The sequence below is a fragment of the Ruegeria sp. genome (assembly GCF_965243365.1).
GTDB lineage: Bacteria > Pseudomonadota > Alphaproteobacteria > Rhodobacterales > Rhodobacteraceae > Ruegeria.
The window spans coordinates 435,766-457,215 of sequence record NZ_CBDEUW010000002.1; the positions used below are offsets into that span (position 1 = coordinate 435,766).

22 protein-coding genes and 1 pseudogene are annotated in these 21,450 nt (G+C 58.9%); 13 read left to right on the plus strand and 10 right to left on the minus strand.

The genetic code is table 11. The features are described 5' to 3' along the window. Window positions 1-26 precede the first annotated feature (26 nt). A complete protein-coding gene (locus tag ACP0GE_RS05880; RefSeq protein ID WP_424831061.1) occupies window positions 27-1,610 on the minus strand; it encodes a bifunctional metallophosphatase/5'-nucleotidase in 1,584 nt (527 codons plus the stop codon). A 107-nt stretch (window positions 1,611-1,717) separates the two neighbouring features. Here ACP0GE_RS05880 and ACP0GE_RS05885 point away from each other — a divergent pair. The 4 genes and pseudogenes from ACP0GE_RS05885 (at window position 1,718) to arsC (ending at window position 3,876) form a co-directional block, all read left to right on the plus strand. Further along, window positions 1,718-2,055 (plus strand): annotated as a pseudogene (locus ACP0GE_RS05885) (DUF952 domain-containing protein). Further along, window positions 2,052-2,483, plus strand: coding sequence for a DUF1330 domain-containing protein (locus ACP0GE_RS05890; RefSeq protein WP_424831062.1), 432 nt, complete (start codon window positions 2,052-2,054; stop codon window positions 2,481-2,483). The pseudogene ACP0GE_RS05885 and the gene ACP0GE_RS05890 overlap by 4 nt, the downstream one beginning before the upstream one ends. After that, window positions 2,480-3,538 carry a quinone-dependent dihydroorotate dehydrogenase gene (locus ACP0GE_RS05895; RefSeq protein ID WP_424831063.1) on the plus strand — a complete coding sequence of 353 codons (1,059 nt, stop codon included), beginning with the start codon at window positions 2,480-2,482 and terminating at the stop codon, window positions 3,536-3,538. Before ACP0GE_RS05890 ends, ACP0GE_RS05895 begins: the two co-directional genes overlap by 4 nt. Then, window positions 3,535-3,876, plus strand: a complete 342-nt coding sequence (arsC, locus tag ACP0GE_RS05900) for an arsenate reductase (glutaredoxin) (RefSeq protein ID WP_424831064.1) — start codon at window positions 3,535-3,537, stop codon at window positions 3,874-3,876. Before ACP0GE_RS05895 ends, arsC begins: the two co-directional genes overlap by 4 nt. On the opposite strand, the gene ACP0GE_RS05905 is transcribed toward arsC, so the two are convergent. The 3 genes from ACP0GE_RS05905 to ACP0GE_RS05915 are packed head-to-tail and all read right to left on the minus strand — an operon-like array spanning window position 3,873 to window position 6,129. Then, window positions 3,873-5,189, minus strand: a complete 1,317-nt coding sequence (locus ACP0GE_RS05905; RefSeq protein WP_424831065.1) for an MATE family efflux transporter — start codon at window positions 5,187-5,189, stop codon at window positions 3,873-3,875. The two genes, arsC and ACP0GE_RS05905, sit on opposite strands and share 4 nt — an antisense overlap. A gap of 2 nt (window positions 5,190-5,191) precedes the next feature. Continuing rightward, window positions 5,192-5,710 carry a PaaI family thioesterase gene (locus ACP0GE_RS05910; protein WP_424831066.1) on the minus strand — a complete coding sequence of 173 codons (519 nt, stop codon included), beginning with the start codon at window positions 5,708-5,710 and terminating at the stop codon, window positions 5,192-5,194. Further along, window positions 5,710-6,129, minus strand: a complete 420-nt coding sequence (locus ACP0GE_RS05915; protein WP_424831067.1) for a PaaI family thioesterase — start codon at window positions 6,127-6,129, stop codon at window positions 5,710-5,712. Before ACP0GE_RS05915 ends, ACP0GE_RS05910 begins: the two co-directional genes overlap by 1 nt. A 117-nt stretch (window positions 6,130-6,246) precedes the next feature. Between ACP0GE_RS05915 and ACP0GE_RS05920 the strand changes: the two genes are divergently transcribed. From ACP0GE_RS05920 to ACP0GE_RS05955, 8 genes are all read left to right on the plus strand, one after another. Continuing rightward, window positions 6,247-6,615 (plus strand): MerR family transcriptional regulator, encoded by a 369-nt coding sequence (locus ACP0GE_RS05920; RefSeq protein ID WP_424831068.1) that lies wholly within the window; start codon window positions 6,247-6,249, stop codon window positions 6,613-6,615. 247 nt (window positions 6,616-6,862) lie between these two features. Further along, window positions 6,863-7,264 carry a MerR family transcriptional regulator gene (locus ACP0GE_RS05925; protein ID WP_424831069.1) on the plus strand — a complete coding sequence of 134 codons (402 nt, stop codon included), beginning with the start codon at window positions 6,863-6,865 and terminating at the stop codon, window positions 7,262-7,264. A gap of 42 nt (window positions 7,265-7,306) precedes the next feature. After that, complete coding sequence (locus ACP0GE_RS05930; RefSeq protein WP_424831070.1) at window positions 7,307-9,088, plus strand: acyl-CoA dehydrogenase C-terminal domain-containing protein; 1,782 nt, start codon at window positions 7,307-7,309, stop codon at window positions 9,086-9,088. Window positions 9,089-9,142: 54 nt separating this feature from the next. Further along, on the plus strand, window positions 9,143-9,355 hold the full coding sequence (locus ACP0GE_RS05935; protein WP_170495439.1) for a hypothetical protein: 213 nt from the start codon (window positions 9,143-9,145) through the stop codon (window positions 9,353-9,355). Between the two features lie 276 nt (window positions 9,356-9,631). Next, window positions 9,632-10,270 carry a glutathione S-transferase family protein gene (locus ACP0GE_RS05940; RefSeq protein ID WP_424831071.1) on the plus strand — a complete coding sequence of 213 codons (639 nt, stop codon included), beginning with the start codon at window positions 9,632-9,634 and terminating at the stop codon, window positions 10,268-10,270. A gap of 10 nt (window positions 10,271-10,280) precedes the next feature. After that, a complete protein-coding gene (locus tag ACP0GE_RS05945; protein ID WP_424831072.1) occupies window positions 10,281-11,492 on the plus strand; it encodes an acetyl-CoA C-acetyltransferase in 1,212 nt (403 codons plus the stop codon). Then, entirely contained in the window at window positions 11,492-11,977 is a 486-nt protein-coding gene (locus tag ACP0GE_RS05950; protein WP_424831073.1) for a cupin domain-containing protein, read from the plus strand. The genes ACP0GE_RS05945 and ACP0GE_RS05950 overlap by 1 nt, the downstream gene beginning before the upstream one ends. Continuing rightward, on the plus strand, window positions 11,974-14,172 hold the full coding sequence (locus ACP0GE_RS05955) for a 3-hydroxyacyl-CoA dehydrogenase NAD-binding domain-containing protein (protein ID WP_424831074.1): 2,199 nt from the start codon (window positions 11,974-11,976) through the stop codon (window positions 14,170-14,172). The genes ACP0GE_RS05950 and ACP0GE_RS05955 overlap by 4 nt, the downstream gene beginning before the upstream one ends. Before the next feature lie 45 nt (window positions 14,173-14,217). Here ACP0GE_RS05955 and ACP0GE_RS05960 read toward each other — a convergent pair whose 3' ends face one another. Continuing rightward, the gene (locus ACP0GE_RS05960) at window positions 14,218-15,003 is read right to left on the minus strand and encodes a Hint domain-containing protein (protein ID WP_424831075.1); all 786 of its coding nucleotides are present in this window, start codon (window positions 15,001-15,003) and stop codon (window positions 14,218-14,220) included. 232 nt (window positions 15,004-15,235) lie between these two features. Then, a complete protein-coding gene (locus tag ACP0GE_RS05965; RefSeq protein WP_424833817.1) occupies window positions 15,236-16,108 on the minus strand; it encodes a DMT family transporter in 873 nt (290 codons plus the stop codon). Window positions 16,109-16,301: 193 nt separating this feature from the next. Here ACP0GE_RS05965 and ACP0GE_RS05970 point away from each other — a divergent pair, with 193 nt between their 5' ends. Continuing rightward, a complete protein-coding gene (locus ACP0GE_RS05970) occupies window positions 16,302-17,315 on the plus strand; it encodes a hypothetical protein (RefSeq protein WP_424831076.1) in 1,014 nt (337 codons plus the stop codon). A 6-nt stretch (window positions 17,316-17,321) separates the two neighbouring features. Here the strand turns inward: ACP0GE_RS05970 and upp are convergent, their stop codons facing one another. From upp to ACP0GE_RS05990, 4 genes are read right to left on the minus strand one after another with little or no spacing between them, the layout of a single operon-like run. Beyond that, window positions 17,322-17,954 carry a uracil phosphoribosyltransferase gene (gene upp, locus ACP0GE_RS05975; RefSeq protein ID WP_424831077.1) on the minus strand — a complete coding sequence of 211 codons (633 nt, stop codon included), beginning with the start codon at window positions 17,952-17,954 and terminating at the stop codon, window positions 17,322-17,324. Then, complete coding sequence (locus ACP0GE_RS05980) at window positions 17,951-18,937, minus strand: adenosine deaminase (RefSeq protein ID WP_424831078.1); 987 nt, start codon at window positions 18,935-18,937, stop codon at window positions 17,951-17,953. The genes upp and ACP0GE_RS05980 overlap by 4 nt, the downstream gene beginning before the upstream one ends. Next, entirely contained in the window at window positions 18,934-20,145 is a 1,212-nt protein-coding gene (locus ACP0GE_RS05985) for a phosphopentomutase (RefSeq protein WP_424831079.1), read from the minus strand. The genes ACP0GE_RS05980 and ACP0GE_RS05985 overlap by 4 nt, the downstream gene beginning before the upstream one ends. Next, window positions 20,142-21,449 carry a thymidine phosphorylase gene (locus tag ACP0GE_RS05990; protein ID WP_424833818.1) on the minus strand — a complete coding sequence of 436 codons (1,308 nt, stop codon included), beginning with the start codon at window positions 21,447-21,449 and terminating at the stop codon, window positions 20,142-20,144. The genes ACP0GE_RS05985 and ACP0GE_RS05990 overlap by 4 nt, the downstream gene beginning before the upstream one ends. Window position 21,450: the final 1 nt, after the last annotated feature.

A 21,450-nucleotide genomic window follows, 5' to 3' on the forward strand; every position in this document is an offset into this window, starting at 1 on the left:
CGGCCTTTCTGATTTATTCCCATGATTTACTTCTGCTTGATCCGCCCATCCAAATAAGGCTGGTACGGGGCGTTTTCTGCAAGATACTCGGCCGTCACATCCGCCAGATCAGGGCCGAAGTCATAGGCGTTCTTGTCATCGCCCTCGAACATCTTGTAGCCGTCCCCGCCATTACGCACGTAGTTGTTGGTCACAACCAGATACGTGGCGCCTGGATCGATGGGCTGGAAGCCGCCATCGGTCTCAACCATAACTTCGGTAATGCGACCTTCGTTCGGAGCTACAGAGGGATCCCAGACAAAAGTCATACCGGCAACCTGCGGAAAGCGGCCTTTGACCTCTTCAACCTGGCTGACACCGTTTTCCAGAGCGTCGATGACACCCTGTCCGCTGATCTCGAAGGTCGAAAGGGTGTTCTGGAACGGCAGAACCGTCAGAACTTCGCCCATGGTGACCTCGCCTTCGTCAATCGAAGCACGCAAACCGCCCGAGTTGGCAATTGCGATCTGAGCCCCCTGATCCTTGACCCGTGCCAGCATGGCGTCGGCGACCAGATTGCCCATCTCGCATTCCTGCACACGGCAGATATCGCGCGAGCCTTCAACCGAGGCACCAGTCTCTGCCACGACGCGCTTCTTCATCTCCTCGATCGGAGCCCCCATTTCCGCGACGCGGGCAGCGACATCCGGGTCTGGCGTGATGGACGCGTCCAGCAGGATCGGCTCACCTTCTGCAGAGATCAGGTTTCCATCATCGTCAAATGTCAGCGTGATCTCGCCCAGATATTTCGAGTAAGCATAGGCTTGAACAACCGGCACTGCGCCGACCATCGTTGGGTAAGGCCCGGCGGCACCGTCCTGAGTATTGGACAGCAACGTATGCGAATGGCCGCCAATCACCAGATCAAGGCCTGGGACTTTCTCGGCAATTTCCAGGTCTTTGGCCAAACCAACATGGTTCAACGCAATGATGATATTCACACCCTCGTCCTGAAGGGCCGCCACATCTGCCGTCAGACTTTCGATCTCATCCTGAAAAATGACGTCCTTGCCGGGGCTGGACGTATCAACCGTATCTGTAGCAAGTGCTGAGATGATGCCGATTTTCTGGCCGCCCACATCCAAAACGACGTGGTTTTGCACCTTATCCTTCAACTCGGCTGACGAGGACAAATCAAGGTTGCCCGAGATAACCGGGAAACTGACCGTATCGATGAATGCGGCCAGGCCCTCGGGGCCGTCATCAAATTCGTGGTTACCCACCGCCATTACGTCATATCCGATGGCTTCCATGAACTCGGCCTCGGCAGCGCCTTTGTAGGTCGTATAGAAAAGTGATCCCTGGAAGGGATCGCCTGCATCCAACAGCAGCACGTTCTGATCGGCCAATTCGCCCCGTTTGCTGTCGACCAGTGTTTTCAGACGGGCGACGCCGCCAAAGCACTTTCCTTCGGCCTCACCTTCGGCGTCACAGGTGGAGTCGTATTTATTGATGGACTCAATACGGCTGTGAATGTCGTTGGTATGCAGAATGGTTAGTTTGTATTCCGCCGCAGCCATACCTGCGGTCAGGCCAAGAACGGCCACTGATGTCAGAAATCGAGTAAACATCTGAGACTCCCTGTTTGTTATTGCCAGGATCGTGCGCCGTTGTGTGGGAAGAGTCAAAGGGGGAAATCCAGCTTGATTCTACCCGCAACGCAAGGCATCACCTCCGCATGCTGATTTACAAGATTTTCCGGGCCGATGAATGGGCTGCTCTGCAAGAGAAGGCGCCTCTGACGGGGCACCGATTGATGTTGCTGACGGTTATGTCCACTTTTCGACTGCCGATCAGGCGGCCGAGACTGTGGCCAAGCATTTCGCTGGTGCCGAAGGGTTGACGCTGTTGGCCTGCGATGCCGACGCAATGGGCAATGATCTGAAATGGGAGGTCTCGCGCGGTGGCGCCTTGTTCCCACATCTTTATCGCCAGATCCGGATGTCGGATGTTCTGTGGGCCCGTGATCTGCCCATGCAGGACGGAATACACCAGTTCCCGGAGGACATGTTATGACCACGTTCATCGACCCCGAACGCGGGCAGTTCGAAGCTTTTAAAGCGCTGGACCGCGACCATCCGATCGAGATGCTGAACCTCGTTCGCTTTCGGGAGAAAGCGGAATACCCGCAGGATCACCAATTGGCAGGCGCGGGGCTTAGCGGGGCCGAGGCCTATCAGCGCTATGGGGCCGAGACAGCCCCCATCGTGGCACGCCTTGGGGCATCGATCCTGTGGCGCGGATCGTATCAAACAATGCTCATCGGCCCGGATGACGAAAGCTGGGACGAGGTGTTCATTGCCCGCTACCCCTCAGCCCACGCCTTTTTGCAAATGGTGACCGATCCTGAATACCAAAAGGCGGTTATCCATCGGCAGGCTGCGGTTCAGACCTCTCGCCTGATCCGGTGTGCGCCAACAGACAGCGGAACCTCATTCGGATGAACCTGACCGAAAGACTGGGCCTTGCCGCCCTGCACAAGCTAGATCCCGAAACGGCACACGGCCTGTCAATCAAGGCACTGAAAGCTGGCCTTGCGCCCACACCGGGGCCTGTCACCTCATCACGGCTTAGAACACAGGTTGCAGGGCTGGACCTGCCCAATCCTGTTGGCTTGGCCGCCGGATTCGACAAGAACGGCGAAGTACTTGCCCCCCTGTCGCGCGTCGGTTTTGGATTTATCGAGGTCGGGGCCGTCACGCCGCGCCCGCAGCCGGGAAACCCCAAGCCGCGTCTGTTTCGCCTGACAAAAGATCAGGCCGCCATCAATCGCTTTGGGTTCAACAATGAGGGTATGGAAGTCATGGCCACACGGTTGGCTAAACGCCCCAAAGACGCGGTGATCGGCCTGAATCTGGGGGCCAACAAGGACAGCGACGACCGCTCCGGCGATTTCGCCAAAGTTCTGGCCCATTGCGCGGCGTATCTGGATTTTGCCACCGTCAACGTGTCATCCCCCAACACCGAGAAGCTGAGGGACCTGCAGGGCAAGGCCGCGCTTGGCGCGTTGCTGTCGGGCGTCATTGAAACACGGAACACCCTATCTCGCCCGCTGCCGGTCTTCCTGAAAATCGCCCCTGACCTGACCGAAGCCGAGTTGCAGGACATTGCCGAGGTTGCCCTGGAAACCGGTGTCGATGCGATCATAGCCACCAACACCACCCTTTCGCGGGATGGTTTGCATAGCCGTCACAAGGAACAGGCTGGCGGATTGTCCGGAGCGCCCTTGTTCGAAAAATCCACCCGTGTGCTGGCGCAACTCAGTCAGATGGTCGGCGATCAGGTTCCGTTGATCGGCGTTGGCGGCATCAGCACGGCCGAGCAAGCTTATGCCAAGATTTGCGCAGGCGCTTCGGCCGTGCAGTTTTACACCGCGATGGTATATGGCGGCATTTCTCTGGCCGCCGACATCGCACGGGGGCTGGACCGTTTGCTGGCCAAGGATGGATTTGAAACTGTGGCGCAGGCTGTGGGTACCAAACGTGAGGACTGGTTATGATCGAATACTGGCACAACCCCCGATGCTCCAAATCTCGTCAGGGGCTGGCCCTGCTTGAAAAGAAAGGAGCAGAGGTCGAGGTACGCAAATATCTGGAAAACGCACCATCCGAGGATGAACTGCGCACTGCTTTGACGCTTCTAGGGTGTTCTGCAATTGATATGATGCGCACAGGCGAAAAGCGTTTTAAGGAATTGGGGCTGACCAAAGCCGCACCTGAGGATGCGTTGATCAAGGCAATGGCGGAAAACCCGATCCTGATTGAGCGTCCTGTGGGGATTACCGGCACCAAGGCCGCGATTGGCCGCCCGCCCGAGGCTTTGCTGGATCTCCTCTAGGCCACCTGCGCCTCAAGCCGCGGATACCGCCAAGCCATGGTCAGGCCGCGCGCAATGTTCAGCACCATCAGCGCGGCCCACAATCCGTGATTGCCATATGTTGGCACCAGTACAAACAGCGCAACCACATAGATCGCAACCGACTGGACCATCGCATTACGCATCGCGCGGGTCCATGTCGCACCGATGTAGATGCCGTCGAACATCCAGCTGGCCACGCCAATGGCAGGCGCGATAGCCGCCCAGAACAGATAGTCTCGCCCCGCCGCCCGAACTTCGGGCGAGGTTGACATCAGATCGATCAACGCAGGGCCGGCCAGAAAGAACAGAAGACCCAGCGCAAAGGCGCCGCCGACACCCCACTGAGATGCCATGACCGAGGCGCGCCGCACCTGGTATCGATCACGCGCGCCCACGGCGCTGCCGACCAGAGCCTCGGCGGAAAAGGCGAACCCGTCCAGTGCAAAGGCGGTGATTTCCAGAAACTGCAACAGCACCTGATTGGCGGCAAGATTGACATCACCGAGGTCCGAGCCGACGAACAGGAAGGTCGTAAACGCGCCGGTCAGAAGCACCGAGCGGATCATGATATCCATGTTGACCTGCAACATACGCCGCAGGCGGACGGCATCGAAGATACGGGCCCAATCTTTCCACTGATTGCCTGCAAATGCCTGCCTACACAGCCACAGACCCAGCGCCAACCCGGTCCATTCAGCAATCAGCGTCGCGATTGCGACGCCTTCGACACCCCATCCCAGGCCCAGCACGAACCATAAATCCAACAGGATATTCAGCCCGTTCATCCAGACCTGAAGGATGAAGACGCCCCGCGTCTTTTCAATCGCAATCAGCCATCCGGTCACCGCGTAAAGCGCAATGGTGGCCGGAGCACCCCAGATGCGGATTTCCAGATAGTCGCGGGTCAGGGCCTCGACTTCGGGACTGGCCGGCGACAGGGCAAAAGCCCCCCAGAATACGCCCACCTGCGCCAGAATGAAGATAACCCCGGCTGATGCACCCAAAAGCAGGCCGCGCATAAGCAGTGCGCCGGTTTCGGCCGTATCCCCCGCGCCCCGCGCCTGCGCGGCAAGGCCGGTTGTGCCCATCCTCAGAAACCCGAATATCCAGTAGATCGCTGACAGGATCACGGCACCCATGCCCACGGCCCCGATCGGAGCCGCCTGCCCCATCTGGCCAACCACTCCGGTATCGACGGCCCCTAGGATCGGCACTGTCGCATTGGACAGCACGATCGGTACCGCGATCTTCAAAACGCGCCGGTGGGTTATCGGGGCTGACGAATCCTGCACGGCTAAGTACTGCGCCCCGAGGCCTGCGGCATCAGGAAGTGCCCGGTTCCTTGCGCAAACAGCTTTGCGTGATTGTCCTGCCAGGCCTCTACCCGAACCGAAGCGTATCTGCGCCCTGAACGATTGACAAAGGCCCGGGCATACGCGTCACGCGGCAGGCCCGAGCGCAGATAATCGACCGTAAAGTCGATCGTCTTCGGAAACCGGATGTTCTCGTCACGCAAAATATCCTCGGCCTCGATCTCTCCGCTTTCAATCCGAGGGAACATGTGTTCCCAACTCAAGGTGATCACCGCTGTCACCTCAAGGAATGCCGCTGTGACACCACCATGCAGGGCAGGCAAAAGCGGGTTGCCGATGAGCTTTTCGTCGAAATTGAGGACACCCGTCAGTTCATCCCCCCGCCGATCAAAGCTGATATTAAGAAACCGGATATAGGGAACGCCTTCGACCAGCGCCCTAAGGGCTGCATCGCGGCGTTGCTTGACGACCTGCATAGGCTCGGGACGGGCGCGGGCCATTAGCGACCCTCCACAGTAAACGCACCGGACGCAGTTGCGACCGGTCGATCAGAGTCGTCATCTGTGGCCGTTGCCCGCACAAAGGCGACGTTACGCGTAATGTGATAGCAGGTGGCGCGCGTGTGTATGCTTTGACCCGGTGTCGCCGCACGCATGTAGTCGATGCGCAAATCTATGGTCGCAGTGCTTCCCGGCGCCGACGGATGGCTCATGACGGCCGCGCCACAGCACGTGTCCAGCATGGTGGAAACAGCGCCGCCGTGGATTACCCCGGTTCTGGGGTCCCCGATCAGTTGCTCGTTGTATGGCATTGAAATCTCGGCTTCCCCGTCGCCAATAAAAGTCAGCTCAAGCCCCAACGCCTTTGCGTGTGGGATCGCCTCGATGAACTGGCGGGCAAACACCGTCTTGTCGACCATGGGAAAGGTTCCTGTCCTCTTGTTTGTTCCTATATGAGAGCGCGCGCTGGCAAAGGGCAAGCCCGCCTGTTGCGCTTGCGCGTCCAACGCCCTAGGTTGCAGCCGAGGAGATCACGTATGTCCGGCAACCGTTTGTCATTCAAAGAGATGTGCGCCGAGTTCGATGTAACGCCGCGTACGCTTCGCTATTATGAATACATCGAACTGCTGCAGCCAGATCGCGAAGGTCGCTCAAGATTCTATGGTCCGCGCGAAGTTGCACGTATGAAACTGATCCTTCGCGGTCGGAAGTTCGGTTTCCAGTTGGAGGAGATCCGACAGTGGCTGCTGATCTACGAAGATCAGGGCAATCAGGCGCAGATGGCTACCTTTGTCGAGATGGCTGATCGCCAGATGGAAGAACTGCGCAAACAACGCCAGCAACTGGACGAAGCCATGGAAGCCCTGCAACAATTGCGGGACCAGACCGTCGAGTTGCTGGAGTAGGCAACCTGAATCAGCCTGGCCGGATCGTTCTGTGCCCGCCTGACACAATCTTCTGCCTTCAAAGCTAGTCCTTTTACGTCTTACGCAGGGTAAGATTATTGCGTCCCTCACGACTTACGTGACCGGAAGTTACGTCAATTTTGTTGTGACGCAGCGTCCACATTACGTAAACGTCAATTCTGTGTTGTAAAACGCTCATAGACTGCGCAACTCAATTGGCATGACGCCAGTGATGAGAGTTTGAAACATGACCGAAGACCTGATGACCATCCGCGAAATGTGCGAGACCTATGACGTCACGCCGCGCACTTTGCGGTTTTATGAGGCCAAGGAGCTTTTGTTTCCGATCCGTGAGGGCCAAAAGCGCCTGTTCACCAAACGGGACCGTGCCCGCCTGAAATTGATCCTGCGGGGCAAGCGCTTTGGCTTCAGCCTTGAAGAAATCCGGCAACTTCTGGACCTGTACCATGTGGGCGACCAGCAACTGACCCAGATGACCCGCACGTATGAAATCGCATGCGAACGTCTGTCGGATATGGAAGCGCGCCGCGATGAACTGACACAGGCCATCGACGATTTGAAAGAGCAGTTGCGCTGGGGCGAGAAAGTCATCGCCTCGATGAAACAGGAAAAGAAGGCAGCCGAGTAACCTCGCCCTGCCCTCCGGACATCTGAATTAAGGGAGCTTCATATGCCCGTCTACAATGCGCCAATCAAAGATGCACAGTTCATTCTGCATGATGTACTGAAGGTCTCGTCCTCGGACATTCCGGGATATTCCGAGCTTGAGGCCGAATTCACAGGCGCCGTTCTGGAAGAGGCGGGCAAGATAGCCTCGAACGTTCTGCACCCGCTGAACGTGGTCGGCGATACCGAAGGCTGCCGACTGGAAAACGGTGTGGTCTATACCCCGACCGGGTTCAAAGACGCCTTTGAGCAGATGAAGGAAGGCGGTTGGACGGGCCTCGACATGCCGGAAGAATATGGCGGGCAGAATATGCCTTATGTCATCGGCACCGCGGTGGGCGAGATGTTCTCGGGCTCCAACCAGGCCTTTACCATGTATCAGGGCCTGACCCATGGCGCGGCCTCGGCCATTCTTGCGCACGGGTCTGACGATCAGAAGAACACCTATCTGCCGAACATGGTCAGCTGTGAATGGACCGGCACCATGAACCTGACCGAGCCCCATTGCGGCACCGATCTGGGTCTGATGCGCACTAAAGCGGAACCGCAGGGCGATGGCAGCTACAAGATTACCGGTCAGAAGATTTTCATCTCGTCCGGCGACCACGATATGGCTGACAACATCATCCATCTGGTGCTGGCCAAAATCCCCGGCGGACCCGAAGGCATCAAGGGCGTGTCGCTGTTCATCGTGCCAAAGTTCATCGTCAACGAAGACGGCTCTCTGGGTGAGCGTAACAGTGTCTCGGTCGGCAAGATCGAAGAGAAGATGGGCATCCACGGCAATTCGACCTGCGTCATGAATTATGACGAGGCGACAGGCTGGCTGCTGGGCGAAGAGCACAAAGGCATGCGCGCCATGTTCACCATGATGAACGAGGCGCGTCTGGGTGTCGGAATGCAGGGTCTGGCGCAGGCCGAAGCTGCGTTCCAGAACGCCTTGGAATACGCCAAAGACCGCCTGCAAGGTCGCGACGTGACCGGTGTGAAGAACCCCGATGGCCCGGCTGATCCGCTGATCGTCCACCCGGATATCCGCCGTAACCTGATGGACCAGAAAAGCTTCACCGAGGGCGCGCGTGCGTTCATCCTTTGGGGTGCGACGATGCTGGACAAGGCACACCGCGCCAAAGACAAGGACGCAGACGGCCTGATCTCGCTGTTGACACCTGTCATCAAAGGCTTCCTGACCGACCAGGGCTATGACATGACCGTTCAGGCGCAGCAGGTTTATGGCGGGCATGGCTACATCGAGGAATGGGGCATGTCGCAATACACCCGCGATGCCCGTATCGCGATGATCTACGAAGGCGCAAACGGCGTTCAGGCGCTGGACCTTGTAGGCCGCAAGCTGGCGCAGGACGGCGGCAAGCACGTCATGGCGTTCTTCGAGATGGTCAAAACCTTCTGCAAGGAGAACGGAGGCAAGGACGAAGCCTATGACAAAGCGTTCATCGAGCCGCTGAAAGCTGCCTCAAAAGACCTGCAGGCTGCCGGGATGTATTTTATGCAGGAAGGCATGAAGAATCCGAATAATGCTCTGGCTGGGTCCTATGACTTCATGCACATGTTCGGCCATGTCTGCCTGGGCCTTTTGTGGGCGCAGATGGCCAAGGCCGCGCAGGATGCGCTGGACGGTGGCGCGTCGGACAAAGAGTTCTACGAGACCAAGATCGACACCGGCCGGTTCTACATGGCCCGCCGCTTGCCCGCGACCGCCATGCATCTGGCCCGCATCCAGACCGGAGCAGACACGGTAATGGCACTGGACGCGGCGAACTTCTGATCTCAGTGTGGTTCCGGGCCCCTGTGCCCGGAACCAGTTCCAGGAGGACTTTACATGCCAAAGCGCTTTCGCTTGACCCGCCGATTTCCCGTCGCAATGACGGAAGACGGGTATCGCAAACTCCGCGGCTTTGCCCGCGAGGCGGGTCTGGACGAAGGGGAGGCACTGTCTTTCCTGTTCGAGAATTTCAACAGCGTCATCAACGAGGAGAACCTGACCCACCGGCTACGCATCTTCAATTCCGAACTGGAAGCGCGCAAGCGGTGACGCTTCGCACCAATTCGCTGCCAGCATTGGCCTCGAGGCCAGATGCCTCCGGCGGGAGTATTTTTGAAAAGATGAAGACATGATGCGCCCCTGTCACCGGGCGCACTCACCATCAGGACAGGGACGACTTCACCTTTTGCGGTCATCGGCTCTCCAACCTGTACCGCACGGCCATCAGGCCAGAAGTTGGTTACGAAATAGTTACGATGAAACCTTCATCTTTTCACAAATACTCATTCCCGATCTAACCACACGCGCCTTGGGAGGGGCGAGCGCATGACCATCAAACTGCATTGCTTCGGAGAAAGCGGAAACAGCTACAAGGCCGCGCTGGCCCTTGAGATGTCTGGCCTTGAGTGGGAACCGGTCTTTGTCGATTTCTTCAACGGTGCAACACGCACGCCGGAGTATCGCGCCGAAGTGAACGAAATGGGTGAAGCGCCTGTGATGGTGGACGGTGATTTCCGCACCAGCCAATCGGGTGCGATTCAGGCTTATGTCACAGAAAAGTCGGGAAAATTCGGCGGCAAGGACCGGGAGGAGAATTATGACATTTTCCGTTGGGTTTTGTGGGACAACCACAAGCTCAGCTCGATGGCCGGATTGACCCGTTTCCTGATCAACTTTCTGCCGGAAAAGCACCGCAACCCGGATGTGATTGCCTTCAATCAAGGACGCCTGAAAGCCGCCTATCAGGTGCTGGATGGTCATCTGGAAGGCCGCGACTGGATCGTAGGCGACAGTGTGACCAACGCCGATATCAGCTGCTGCGGCTACCTCTATTACCCCGAACCATTCGGCTTTGATCGTGCCGACTGGCCCCATATCGATGCCTGGCTGACCCGCTTATCCGAACAGCCCGGCTGGAAACACCCCTATGACCTGATGCCCGGCAACCCGTCGGATCGAGCTTGAGGAGATCCCCATGACCGAAGCCTATATCTATGACGCCCTGCGCACCCCGCGCGGCAAAGGCCGCAAGGATGGCAGCCTGCACGAGGTAACCTCGGTGCGCCTGTCCGCCGTGACCCTGAACGCCATGAAAGAACGCAACAATCTGGAAGGCCACGCCGTTGAGGATGTGATCTGGGGTAACGTCACACAGGTGATGGAACAGGGCGGCTGTCTGGCGCGCTCGGCCGTTCTGGCCTCGGATCTGGACCAGTCGATCCCCGGTCTGGCGATCAACCGCTTTTGCGCTTCGGGTATGGAGGCCGTAAATCTGGCTGCGAACCAGGTCAAAGGCGGCGCGGGTGACGCGTATATCGCCGGTGGCGTCGAGATGATGGGCCGCGTACCCATGGGCAGCGACGGAGCCGCAATTGCCGTCGATCCGACACTGGCAATGAACACGTATTTCGTGCCCCAAGGCATCTCAGCCGACATCATCGCGACTGAGTACGGGTTCAGCCGGGATGACGCGGACGCGCTGGCCGTTGAATCGCAGAAACGTGCGGCGAATGCCTGGGAAGACAACCGGTTCGAAAAATCGGTCATCACGGTCAAGGATCAGAACGGCCTGACCATTCTGGACCGGGATGAATACATGCGCCCGGGCACCGACATGCAAAGCCTTGGCGCGCTGAACCCGTCCTTCGCGATGATGGGCGAGCAAATGCCGGGCTTCGACAAGGTGGCCATGATCAAATACCCGCATCTTGAGCGGATCAACCATATCCATCACGCGGGCAACAGCTCGGGCATCGTGGATGGGGCGGCTGCGGTTCTGATCGGCAACAAGGAATTCGGCGAGAAGTATGGCCTGAAGCCGCGTGCCCGCATCAAAGCGACCGCCAAGATCGGCACCGACCCGACCATCATGCTGACCGGCCCGGTTCCGGTAACCGAGAAGATCCTCGCCGACAATGGCATGAAGATCGGCGATCTGGACTTGTTCGAGGTAAACGAAGCCTTCGCCTCGGTCGTGCTGCGCTTCCAGCAGGCGTTTGATGTGGATCCCGCGCTGGTCAACGTCAATGGCGGCTCGATCGCGATGGGTCATCCGCTGGGTGCGACCGGCGCGATGATCATCGGCACACTTCTGGATGAGCTGGAGCGCCAGGACAAGGAAACTGGCCTCGCCACATTGTGCATCGCATCCGGCATGGGTGCGGCAACCATTATCGAGAGAGTCTGATGCCCAAGATTGAACTTTCCAAAATCCCGTTTCGAAACGGTTCCGGCTATCCCGGCAAATTGGCGAAAGCAGGCGACGCGCGGTATGTACAGCCTCTGGGCGACGCGAACGGTCTGACGCAGTTCGGAGTAAACATCGTGCGGTTGGAGCCGGGCGGCCTGTCATCGCTGCGCCATTACCACATAGAACAAGACGAGTTCGCCATTATCCTCAGCGGCACCTGCACGCTGATTGACGATGATGGCGAGCATGAGATGCAGCCCGGCGATTGCGCAGCATGGCCGGCGGGTGAGGCGAACGGCCATCACCTTGTGAACAAGAGTGATGCACCCGCGACCTTTCTGGTGGTTGGCACACGGACGCCGACCGAGACCGGCTATTACAGCGACGTGGACATGATGGTGAAGTTCGATGCCGATGGCTTTCGCTTTACCCGCAAGGACGGCAGCCCGCTGACGGCTGACCAGATCGGAGATGAGACATGACTGATTTCACCATGAACGTGGACGCGGATGGCGTTGCCATCATCACCTGGGACGTTCCCGACAAAAGCATGAACATTCTGCGCGTCGAGGCGCTGGCACTGATTGAAGAGATGATTGATCAGGTCCTGTCCGACGATAGCATCAAGGGCGCGGTCATCACCTCGGCCAAGGACAGTTTTGCTGCGGGGATGGACCTGAACGTGCTGGGGTCGATCCGTGAAAAATCGGGCGACGAACCGGCTCAGGCCATGTTCGATTTCACCATGAACGGGCATCGCATTCTGCGGAAGATCGAACTGGCAGGCATGGACCCCAAGACGAAGAAAGGTGGCAAGCCGATTGCCGCCGCCCTGCCCGGCACTGCCTTGGGTATCGGGCTGGAGGTTCCGCTGGCCTGTCACCGCATCTTTTGCGCCGACAACCCCAAAGCCAAGATCGGCCTGCCCGAAATCATGATCGGCATTTTCCCCGGCATGGGCGGCACCACCCGTCTGGTCCGCAAGCTGGGCGCGGTTGGCGCCGCTCCGCTGCTGCTGGAAGGCAAGACGCTGGAGCCGAAAAAAGCCAAAGGCGCAGGCATGATTGACGAAGTTGTCGAAGATCCCGTGGCCGCCGCAAAAGAATGGGTGCTGAATGCCACTGACGCCGATCTGGTCAAACCTTGGGATGCGAAGGGATATAAGATGCCAGGCGGTGCGCCCTATCACCCCGCCGGTTTCATGAACTATGTCGGGGCGTCGGCCATGGTAAATGGCAAAACACAGGGCGCGTTCCCTGCCGCACAAGCGCTGCTGAGTGCGGCATATGAAGGGGCTTTGGTCGATTTTGACACCGCATTGCGCATCGAGGCGCGCTGGTTCACACATATCCTGATGAACCCGTCATCTTCGGCAATGATCCGCAGCTTGTTCCTGAACAAAGAAGCGCTGGAAAAGGGTGCGGTGCGGCCCAAAGATGTCGCTGACCAGTCGGTCAAGAAGATCGGCGTTCTCGGCGCGGGTATGATGGGGGCCGGCATCTCGCTGGTGTCGGCTCAAGCCGGGATGGAGGTCGTACTGATCGACCGTGATCAGGACGCAGCCGACAAGGGCAAAGCCTATACCGAGGCCTATCTGGACAAAGGCATCAAGCGCGGCAAGGTCACGGCTGAGAAGAAAGAGGCCATGCTAGGCCGTATCACCGCGACCCCTGATCTTGATCAACTGAAGGGATGCGACCTGATCATCGAGGCCGTGTTCGAAGATCCGGGCGTCAAGGCCGAGATTACCCAAATGGTCGAGGCGATCATCCCTGAGGACTGCATCTTCGCCTCGAACACCTCGACCCTGCCGATTTCGGATCTGGCCAAAGCCTCAGTGCGCCCGGATCAGTTCATCGGCATCCATTTCTTCTCGCCGGTTGAGAAGATGTTCCTGGTCGAGATCATCAAGGGCAAGGAAACCGGGGATCGCGCGGTGGCGAAGGCGCTGGATTACGTGCGTCAGATCCGCAAGACGCCGATTGTGGTCAATGATGCGCGCTTCTTCTACGCCAACCGCTGTATCATCCCGTATATCAACGAAGGTCTGCGGATGATCACCGAAGGCGTAAGCCCCGTGCTGATCGACAATGCCGCGCGTCAGTTGGGTTTCCCAGTGGGTCCGATCCAGTTGAACGACGAAACCTCGATTGATCTGGGGGCCAAGATCGCGCGTGCTACCAAGGCTGCGATGGGAGACGCCTATCCGGAAAACCCCAGCGACGAACTGATCTTTTGGATGGAGGAACAAGGCCGATTGGGGCGCAAGGCGAATGCCGGTTTCTTTGACTATGATGAGAAAGGCAAGCGCACCGGGCACTGGAAAGGCCTGCAAGACAAATACCCGCTGGCGGACGATCAACCCGAGCTGACAGAGGTTCAGGAACGCCTGATGTTTGCTCAGGTTCTGGAAGCGGTCCGGGCATTGGAAGAAGGCGTTCTGGAAGATATCCGCGAGGGCGACGTGGGGGCAATCCTTGGCTGGGGCTTTGCGCCATGGTCCGGCGGCCCGCTGAGCTGGCTGGATATTCTGGGCACGCCCTATGCTGCGGATCGTTGCGATCAGCTGGCCGCAAAATATGGCGCGCGCTTTGCCTGCCCACCGCTGCTGCGCGAGATGGCCGATAAAGGGCAGAGCTTCTACGGTCGTTTCGACGCCACAAAAAAAGCTGCCTGATCCAAGTGAAGAACCCGGCGCAGGATCTTTTGCGCCGGGTTCATTTTATTGATGAGTTAGCATCATCCACTCGGGCCGCAGGAACAATGTGGGCTGCGGTGGGCGTCCCGGTCGCCCGGGGCGCCGCTGGCCCGTTGCAGGCCTCATGGGAAAGATCGGCTCTCCTGGGACCGGCGCAGGCAAGGCGCCCAACGGGTTTGCAAGGGCCGCCATGTTGCCCCGGTCGGCGATCGCATCAATCACCAGCATGGCGGTTTCACCATCGATCACCTGATAGGTCTTTTGATCCGCACCGGGCCGCGTCCCAAAGCGGGCTGCCGGGCAATAGGCCTGCAAACCGCCTTCGATAAAGATCACCTGATCCTGATCGAAGAACAATGTGGTGACCTCAAAACTTGAGGCGGGCGCCCGTGACCGGAGCCTGCACGTCCCGCTCAGCAATCTGGCGGCGACGACAGATATCTCTGTCTGGGATGGATCGATCTTGCTGTGGTCAATGGCCATGCCCTGTTCCGGCATCAACCAAACCACACGCCCATTGTATGCCGCGCGGGACGGAACCTGCACCGGCAGGCAGTCGGCACGCGTTTCACCGGCCGGGATGGTGACCAAATCGGTCGACACACGACGGACCTCTTTGAACCCGTCGTCCACGGTACGGACCAGGTCGCCGACCTTAAGTTTCTCTACACGTTTCCAACCGCTTGTTGAGGCGACCTTGGTGCCGTGCACCAGCCCCCCCCGCCGCGCGGTTACCGCTCCGCGCTGTGATGGCGGCTCAACACCCGCCGCTTCGTCGGAAAAACCCGAAATACTCACTACTTCCAACACGTGCCGAACCCCCTTTGGCACAAACAAAAAACACTTTAATAGGGTTAACACGACACAAGAGTGGGTGACTTATTTCCGACATATTTGACCCGGATTAAGGCCATTATGAGCCAATTTGGGTGGTTATTGGTTAACAACAGCACGTATTATTTTTGCTTTAAGTCGATTTTGGAAACTGTTCGCCGCGCCAAACCTCAGGAGATATCGCGAATCCCCAAGCGCATTTGCCTGATCATTTTTCCTCCATGACCCTGCTGGAGCGCCACCCTAAAAGCCCACCCGCAGCAACGATCAATCCGATGCCGATGACCTGCATAATGCCAACCGTCTGCCCAAACGCATACCAGGCAAAAAGAGGCCCAAAGATCATCACCGAGTACTCGAAAATCGCCGCATAGGACGTTTCACCCACCTGATAAGCCTTGATCAGCATGAAGACGCCGGCGGTTGACCCAACCGCCTGAGCCACAACCCAAGGCGCGGCTGGTCGCATATCCCAAACCCATCCGCGGGTGACAAACCCCTCTGCCCCTGCCGCGCCGCCAATGGCCAGCACCAAGACACCCAGCGCCCCGGCCAACCCCAGCGCCAACGCAACCCCGGCCAAAAGCGAGACGGTACTCTCTTCAACACAATGGCTGCGGGTGTAAACAGCGCTGATGGCGTAGAAGAATCCGCCAGCCACCGGCAGCAATGTCCGATAGTCAAAATCCGAAGGCGTCGGCTGCAACACACAAAGGATGCCGCAAAATCCGATAAGTACAGCCAATATGCGCCATGGGCCAATAGGCTGCTTCATCACCAGGGCTGTGATCAAAAGAACAAAAATCGGCGAGGTAAACAGCCCGGCCAATGCCTGCGCGATCGGCATTATTGCCAGAGCCGCAAAATAGAACAACATTGAAACTGCTACCAGCAAGCTGCGTAGCGCAACCGGCCCCGGTCGCCGTGGCCTCAGCCCGCCCAGCCCCATCAGAGACAATCCGACGATCAGCGGCAACATCAGCACAGTGCGGACGAAATGGAATTGCCATAACCCCATGGATTCCGCCAGCAAGACCACAACATTATCGGTCACGCCAATAAAAGCCATTGAACCGACCATAAGGACTGCGGCCAAGATCGGCGAAGTGGGTTTGTCTGCCTGCAACCTGAACCCCGTTTCTGCATTTGTTTGGGCCCGCGCCGGACCATCCGAGTGTATCCAGCACAAATTGGAATTGCAGCGCAACAAGTTTGCGCGAAAGGATTTTGCCGTGCTACATTCGGGCAAAACAAAATCTGAGCAGTGTTACCCGATGACCGCCCTGAAACAGTATCAGCGGATCGAAGCGACCGGTCTGTGGCGCCCCACGCCCGACGAGCAAAGGCGTGAGGTCGTGGTATCGATTGGAGAGGCGACTCTGACCATTTCGGATTTCAACGACCGGGCACTGACGCACTGGTCTTTGGCCGCGCTAGAGCGGCAAAATCCGGGCGCTTACCCGGCAGTATTCAATCCCGATGGAGATCCCGGCGAAACACTGGAACTGGCCGAGACCGAAACGACGATGCTTGAGGCCATCGACCGCCTGCAGCGTGCCATCGACCGGGCGCGCCCACATCCGGGGCGATTGCGATGGCTGTCCGTTGCAGGCGTTGTGATCGCTGTGCTGGCGGTGCTGCTTTTGTGGCTGCCCGGAGCACTTCAACGCCATGTGGTCTCGGTGGTGCCTGATATCAAACAGCAAGAAATTGCCCAGATCATCCTCCAACGAATCGAGCGCGTGTCCGGACGGGCCTGCACATCGGCGGATGCTCAGGCCTCGCTGGATCGCCTGGCGAAGCGGGCTGGTGTGCGCCAGATCGTCATTCTTCCGGCGGGTGTTCCGGACAGCCTCAGCCTGCCGGGCGGCACTGTCTTGCTGAACCGTGCGTTGGTTGAGGATCACGAAGATCCGGCGGTTGTTGCAGGCTACATTATCGCCGCCCGGGCACGGGCCGAATACCAGGATCCACTGGACGAGTTACTGGACCGAACCGGACCTGCAGCCGCATTCCGCCTGTTGACAACCGGCCAGTTAACGGCAGCGAATATCGATACCTATACCGAAGAGGTCCTGACCCGGCCCCGGCCCGCAATCGACGACGATGACCTGTTGGCTATCTTTGCCCAAGCGGCTCTGCCCTCAACCCCTTACGCCTATGCTCTGGATATTACCGGAGAAACAGTGCTGGGCCTGATTGAGGCCGACCCGATGGCCGGGCGGACGCTGGAGCAGGTTCTGCCGGACCGCGACTGGGTCCGGCTCCAAAATATCTGCGGAGAATAGGCCGGGTTACTTGGTGCCGAACATCCGGTCACCCGCATCGCCGAGCCCGGGCATGATATACCCTTTCGAGTTCAGCTGGCGATCCAATGCGGCGGTGACAATATGCACGTCCGGGTGCGCCTCTTTCATCCGCTCTACCCCCTCGGGCGCGGCCAGCAGGCAGAGGAAACGGATATCGGTGGCCCCCGCCTCTTTCAGCAAGTCGATCGCGGCGGCCGAGCTGTTGCCGGTGGCGAGCATCGGATCAACCGCGATAACCAAACGATCCTTCAGCCCTTCAGGTGCCTTGAAGTAATATTGCACAGGCTTCAGCGTCTCTTCATCGCGGTAAAGACCGACAAAACCGACGCGGGCCGAAGGGATCAGTTCCAGAACCCCATCCAACATCCCGTTCCCGGCCCGCAGGATCGAGACCAGCGCCAGTTTCTTACCCGCCAGAATGGGCGCGTCCATCTCCTCCATCGGGGTTTCAATATGGCGGGTGGTCAGCTTGAGTTCGCGCGTGACCTCATAAGCCAGCAGCAGGGTGATCTCGCGCAATAGCTGCCGGAATACAGCGGTCGAGGTGCCCTTGTCCCGCATGAGCGTCAGTTTGTGCTGGACCAGCGGGTGATCAACAACGGTCAGGTGTTCGCTCATGTTCTCTCCAGTCTTTTCTTGACCCGCGCGCGGGTGTCTTCATCGCAGAACGCCGCATTCAGGGCGGTTTCGTTCAGGGCGGCGAAATCCTCGGCCTGCCAGCCGAAGGCTTTGCTCAGCATCTCATATTCGCGCCGCATGGTGGTATGAAAAAACGGCGGATCATCGGTGGAAACGGTGACTTTGACCCCAGCATCGCGCAGTTTCGCAATCGGATGGGCGTCGAAGCCGGGAAACAGGCCCAAAACCACGTTCGATCCGGGACAAACCTCAAGCGTGATGCCCCGATCAACCAGTTCGTTGACCAGATCAGGGTCTTCAATGGCGCGGACTCCGTGACCAACGCGCTCAACCCCCAGATCACGGATCGCATCCCGCACACTTTCAGGGCCGCCGAACTCTCCGGCATGAGTTGTCAGACGCAGACCCGCCTCGCGAGCGCAATCAAAGGCCCATTGGAAATCACCCTGAGCACCCACGGCTTCGTTGCCGCCCATGCCGAAACCGGTGATCCAGTCCCCAACTGTCTCGGCGGCGCAATGGGCGCTGATCTTCGCCCGCTCGGGTCCGAAATGGCGGACACAGGTCACGACACCGCGCAGGGTGATATCGAACTTGCGCTCTACCTCATCGGCTGCGTCCTGAATGGCGTTCAGGTAGTCCCGCCAGGCATGCAGGTCACCGCCACCGCAGAAATCGGGGCTGAGGAAGGTTTCTGAATACACCACACCGTTCGCCGCGCTTTCTTCAAGGATCGCCAGTGTCAGGCGACGGAAATCCTCGGGCGTTTTCAGCACTTCGCAAGCGGCCTCGTACACGTTGAGAAAATGAGCAAAATCGCGAAAATCATACGACCCGTCCGGTTTGAAAATTCCACTCAGGTCGATACGCTTTTCATGCGCAAGCTGTCGGATGAACGCTGGCGGAGCTGCGCCTTCGTGATGCAGATGCAGTTCGATCTTGGGCAGGTCGGCAACGGTCATAGAAAACTCTTTCCCGGCCCTTGTGCCGGAATGTTCAGGTGGTGGGAAATGCTTGCGGCTACATCAGCGAAGTTGACGGCACCGATTTCTCCGGCACCTTGCCCGGCAATCAGGACAGGCACCTGTTCGCGTGTGTGATCAGTGCCGATCCAACTGGGGTCGTTACCATGGTCGGCCGTCAGCAGCATCAGATCGCCCGGACGCAAGCGCGATATGATCGGCCCGATTTCCCGGTCAAACCATTCCAGCGCGCGGGCATAGCCGCTGATGTCGCGACGGTGGCCATACAGGCTGTCGAACTCAACGAAATTGGCGAAGGTCAGGCTGCCATCCTCGGCGTCGTCCACCAGATCAGACAGGTGCCCCATCAGTTCGGCATCCGAGCCCTTGCGCAAGCTATCGATCCCCTGCATCGAGAAGATGTCGCCGATCTTACCCACCGCATACACATGCCGCTCGGCGTCCTGCGCCCAGTTGGTCAGAGCCGGGGCTGGTGGCAGAATGGCAAAATCCTTGCGATTTGTCGTGCGGGTGAACCCCTCTTCCGGCGAACCAACGAAAGGCCGCGCGATGACCCGACCCACCTTCATCTCATGCAAACGCGGTGCAAGGGTACGGCACATGTCCAGCAGCCGGTCGAGGCCAAAACTCTCCTCATGCGCTGCGATCTGGAACACGCTGTCGGCCGAGGTGTAGCAAATCGGCCAACCCGTCCGCATATGCTCGGCACCCAACTCGGCAATGATGGCAGTGCCGGAAGCGTGGCAATCGCCCAGAATGCCCCGTGTTCCGGCGGCTTCGGCAGCGGCGCGGCTCAGGTCGGCGGGAAAGGTTGGCACAGTATCGGGAAAATAGTGCCAGTCCCACGGAACAGGCAGCCCGGCCAGTTCCCAATGTCCTGAAGGCGTGTCCTTGCCCGGCGAATGTTCCCGTGCGCAGCCCCAACGCCCCGTGGGCAGCGCCTGTAGACCGGGCGTGGCATCACCTGACGCCAACCGCGTGGCCGCACCCAATCCCAAAGCGTCAAGGTTCGGCAGGTGCAACGGCCCTGACCGTCCCTCCTCGGCCCGGCCTTTGGCACAGGCCTGCGCGATATGCGCCAGCGTATTTGCGCCTATATCGGGTGTTTCCCCGTTAAAAAACCGATCCGCATCCGGCGCACCACCTATACCGACCGAATCCATCACCACCAGAAAGGCGCGGCTCATGCGGTGATCCTTTCATAAACAAGGTTGGGCACGTCCACGGGTTCCGCGCTGATCGTCAAGGCTTGAAGAACAGTCGCCACAGCCTGACGCGCGGCTTCCTCCCGGGCGGCATGAACAACCGCCAAAGGCTCACCCTTGGCAACGCGCGCACCCAGACGCTGCATGTTTGACAGGCCAACGGCCGGATCGATCTCGTCGCTTTCGACCTGACGCCCGCCCCCCAACGCAACGACAGCAAGACCCAGCGCCTCACCATTTATTGCTGAGACATACCCATCCCGCGGCGCGGGAACTTCTTGAATGACATTTGCTTCGGGTAAGAACCGCGACCAATTGTCGACGAAATGAACCGGCCCGCCAACAGCTGCTATCATGCGGCCAAAGCGGTCCGCTGCGCGCCCATAGCGAATAATCTCGGATATCCGCGCATAGCCTTCTTCGAAACTGTCGCACATGCCCGCGTCAGCCAGAAGAGTGCCCCCCAGCTCAGCCGAAATCTCGGCCAAAGGCGATACGCCACCGCTGGTGAGTACCTTCATCACTTCGGCCACTTCCAACGCATTGCCCAGCGCCGGGGCCAGCGGCTGATGCATATCGGTGATCACGGCAGAGGTCCGGCACCCGGCGGCATTGGCCGTCTCTGTCAGCGCCTGTGCCAGCTTGCGGGCCTCGTCATGGGTTTTCATAAACGCGCCGGTGCCGACCTTGACGTCCAGAACCAACGCATCCGGACTGGCCGCAAGTTTCTTGGACAGGATCGACGCGGTGATCAGGTCGAGGCTCTCGACCGTCGACGTTACATCCCGCACGGCATAAAGACGCTTGTCGGCGGGTGCGATCTGTCCGGTCGCGCCGACAATAGCTGCCCCTGCTTCTTTCAGGATTTGCGTCAGGCGCGTCTGCCCGATCTGGGTCGTTACACCCGGGATGGCCTCAAGCTTATCCAGCGTTCCGCCCGTATGCCCCAGACCGCGGCCCGAAATCATCGGAACATAAGCCCCACATTCAGCCAGCGCCGGGGCCAGCACCAGGCTGACACAATCCCCGACCCCTCCGGTCGAATGCTTGTCAATCACCGGACCATCGAAATCCCAGGTCAGCACCTCTCCGCTGTCGCGCATGGCGACGGTCAGATCGGCACGCCCCTGCGCGCCCAGCCCACCCATGCAGACCGCCATGGCGAAAGCCCCGGCCTGTGCATCGCTGACCCCACCATCGGCAAGCCCATGCGCGAACCAGATCAGTTCATCACGCGAGGGAACCTCATGCCGACGCAGCCTGGCAATGATCGAACGTGCGTCCATC

What these genes read in the sequence shown, in the direction of transcription:
- ACP0GE_RS05945 (WP_424831072.1), top strand. Translation starts at nt 10,281, where the DNA reads ATGACCGAAGCCTATATCTATGACGCCCTGCGCACCCCGCGCGGCAAA.
- ACP0GE_RS05935 (WP_170495439.1), top strand. Translation starts at nt 9,143, where the DNA reads ATGCCAAAGCGCTTTCGCTTGACCCGCCGATTTCCCGTCGCAATGACG.
- ACP0GE_RS05965 (WP_424833817.1), bottom strand. Translation starts at nt 16,108, where the DNA reads ATGGTCGGTTCAATGGCTTTTATTGGCGTGACCGATAATGTTGTGGTC.
- ACP0GE_RS05990 (WP_424833818.1), bottom strand. Translation starts at nt 21,449, where the DNA reads ATGGACGCACGTTCGATCATTGCCAGGCTGCGTCGGCATGAGGTTCCC.
- arsC (WP_424831064.1), top strand. Translation starts at nt 3,535, where the DNA reads ATGATCGAATACTGGCACAACCCCCGATGCTCCAAATCTCGTCAGGGG.
- ACP0GE_RS05915 (WP_424831067.1), bottom strand. Translation starts at nt 6,129, where the DNA reads ATGGTCGACAAGACGGTGTTTGCCCGCCAGTTCATCGAGGCGATCCCA.
- ACP0GE_RS05890 (WP_424831062.1), top strand. Translation starts at nt 2,052, where the DNA reads ATGACCACGTTCATCGACCCCGAACGCGGGCAGTTCGAAGCTTTTAAA.
- ACP0GE_RS05895 (WP_424831063.1), top strand. Translation starts at nt 2,480, where the DNA reads ATGAACCTGACCGAAAGACTGGGCCTTGCCGCCCTGCACAAGCTAGAT.
- upp (WP_424831077.1), bottom strand. Translation starts at nt 17,954, where the DNA reads ATGAGCGAACACCTGACCGTTGTTGATCACCCGCTGGTCCAGCACAAA.
- ACP0GE_RS05880 (WP_424831061.1), bottom strand. Translation starts at nt 1,610, where the DNA reads ATGTTTACTCGATTTCTGACATCAGTGGCCGTTCTTGGCCTGACCGCA.
- ACP0GE_RS05940 (WP_424831071.1), top strand. Translation starts at nt 9,632, where the DNA reads ATGACCATCAAACTGCATTGCTTCGGAGAAAGCGGAAACAGCTACAAG.
- ACP0GE_RS05910 (WP_424831066.1), bottom strand. Translation starts at nt 5,710, where the DNA reads ATGGCCCGCGCCCGTCCCGAGCCTATGCAGGTCGTCAAGCAACGCCGC.
- ACP0GE_RS05970 (WP_424831076.1), top strand. Translation starts at nt 16,302, where the DNA reads ATGACCGCCCTGAAACAGTATCAGCGGATCGAAGCGACCGGTCTGTGG.
- ACP0GE_RS05950 (WP_424831073.1), top strand. Translation starts at nt 11,492, where the DNA reads ATGCCCAAGATTGAACTTTCCAAAATCCCGTTTCGAAACGGTTCCGGC.
- ACP0GE_RS05985 (WP_424831079.1), bottom strand. Translation starts at nt 20,145, where the DNA reads ATGAGCCGCGCCTTTCTGGTGGTGATGGATTCGGTCGGTATAGGTGGT.
- ACP0GE_RS05980 (WP_424831078.1), bottom strand. Translation starts at nt 18,937, where the DNA reads ATGACCGTTGCCGACCTGCCCAAGATCGAACTGCATCTGCATCACGAA.
- ACP0GE_RS05930 (WP_424831070.1), top strand. Translation starts at nt 7,307, where the DNA reads ATGCCCGTCTACAATGCGCCAATCAAAGATGCACAGTTCATTCTGCAT.
- ACP0GE_RS05955 (WP_424831074.1), top strand. Translation starts at nt 11,974, where the DNA reads ATGACTGATTTCACCATGAACGTGGACGCGGATGGCGTTGCCATCATC.
- ACP0GE_RS05925 (WP_424831069.1), top strand. Translation starts at nt 6,863, where the DNA reads ATGACCGAAGACCTGATGACCATCCGCGAAATGTGCGAGACCTATGAC.
- ACP0GE_RS05920 (WP_424831068.1), top strand. Translation starts at nt 6,247, where the DNA reads ATGTCCGGCAACCGTTTGTCATTCAAAGAGATGTGCGCCGAGTTCGAT.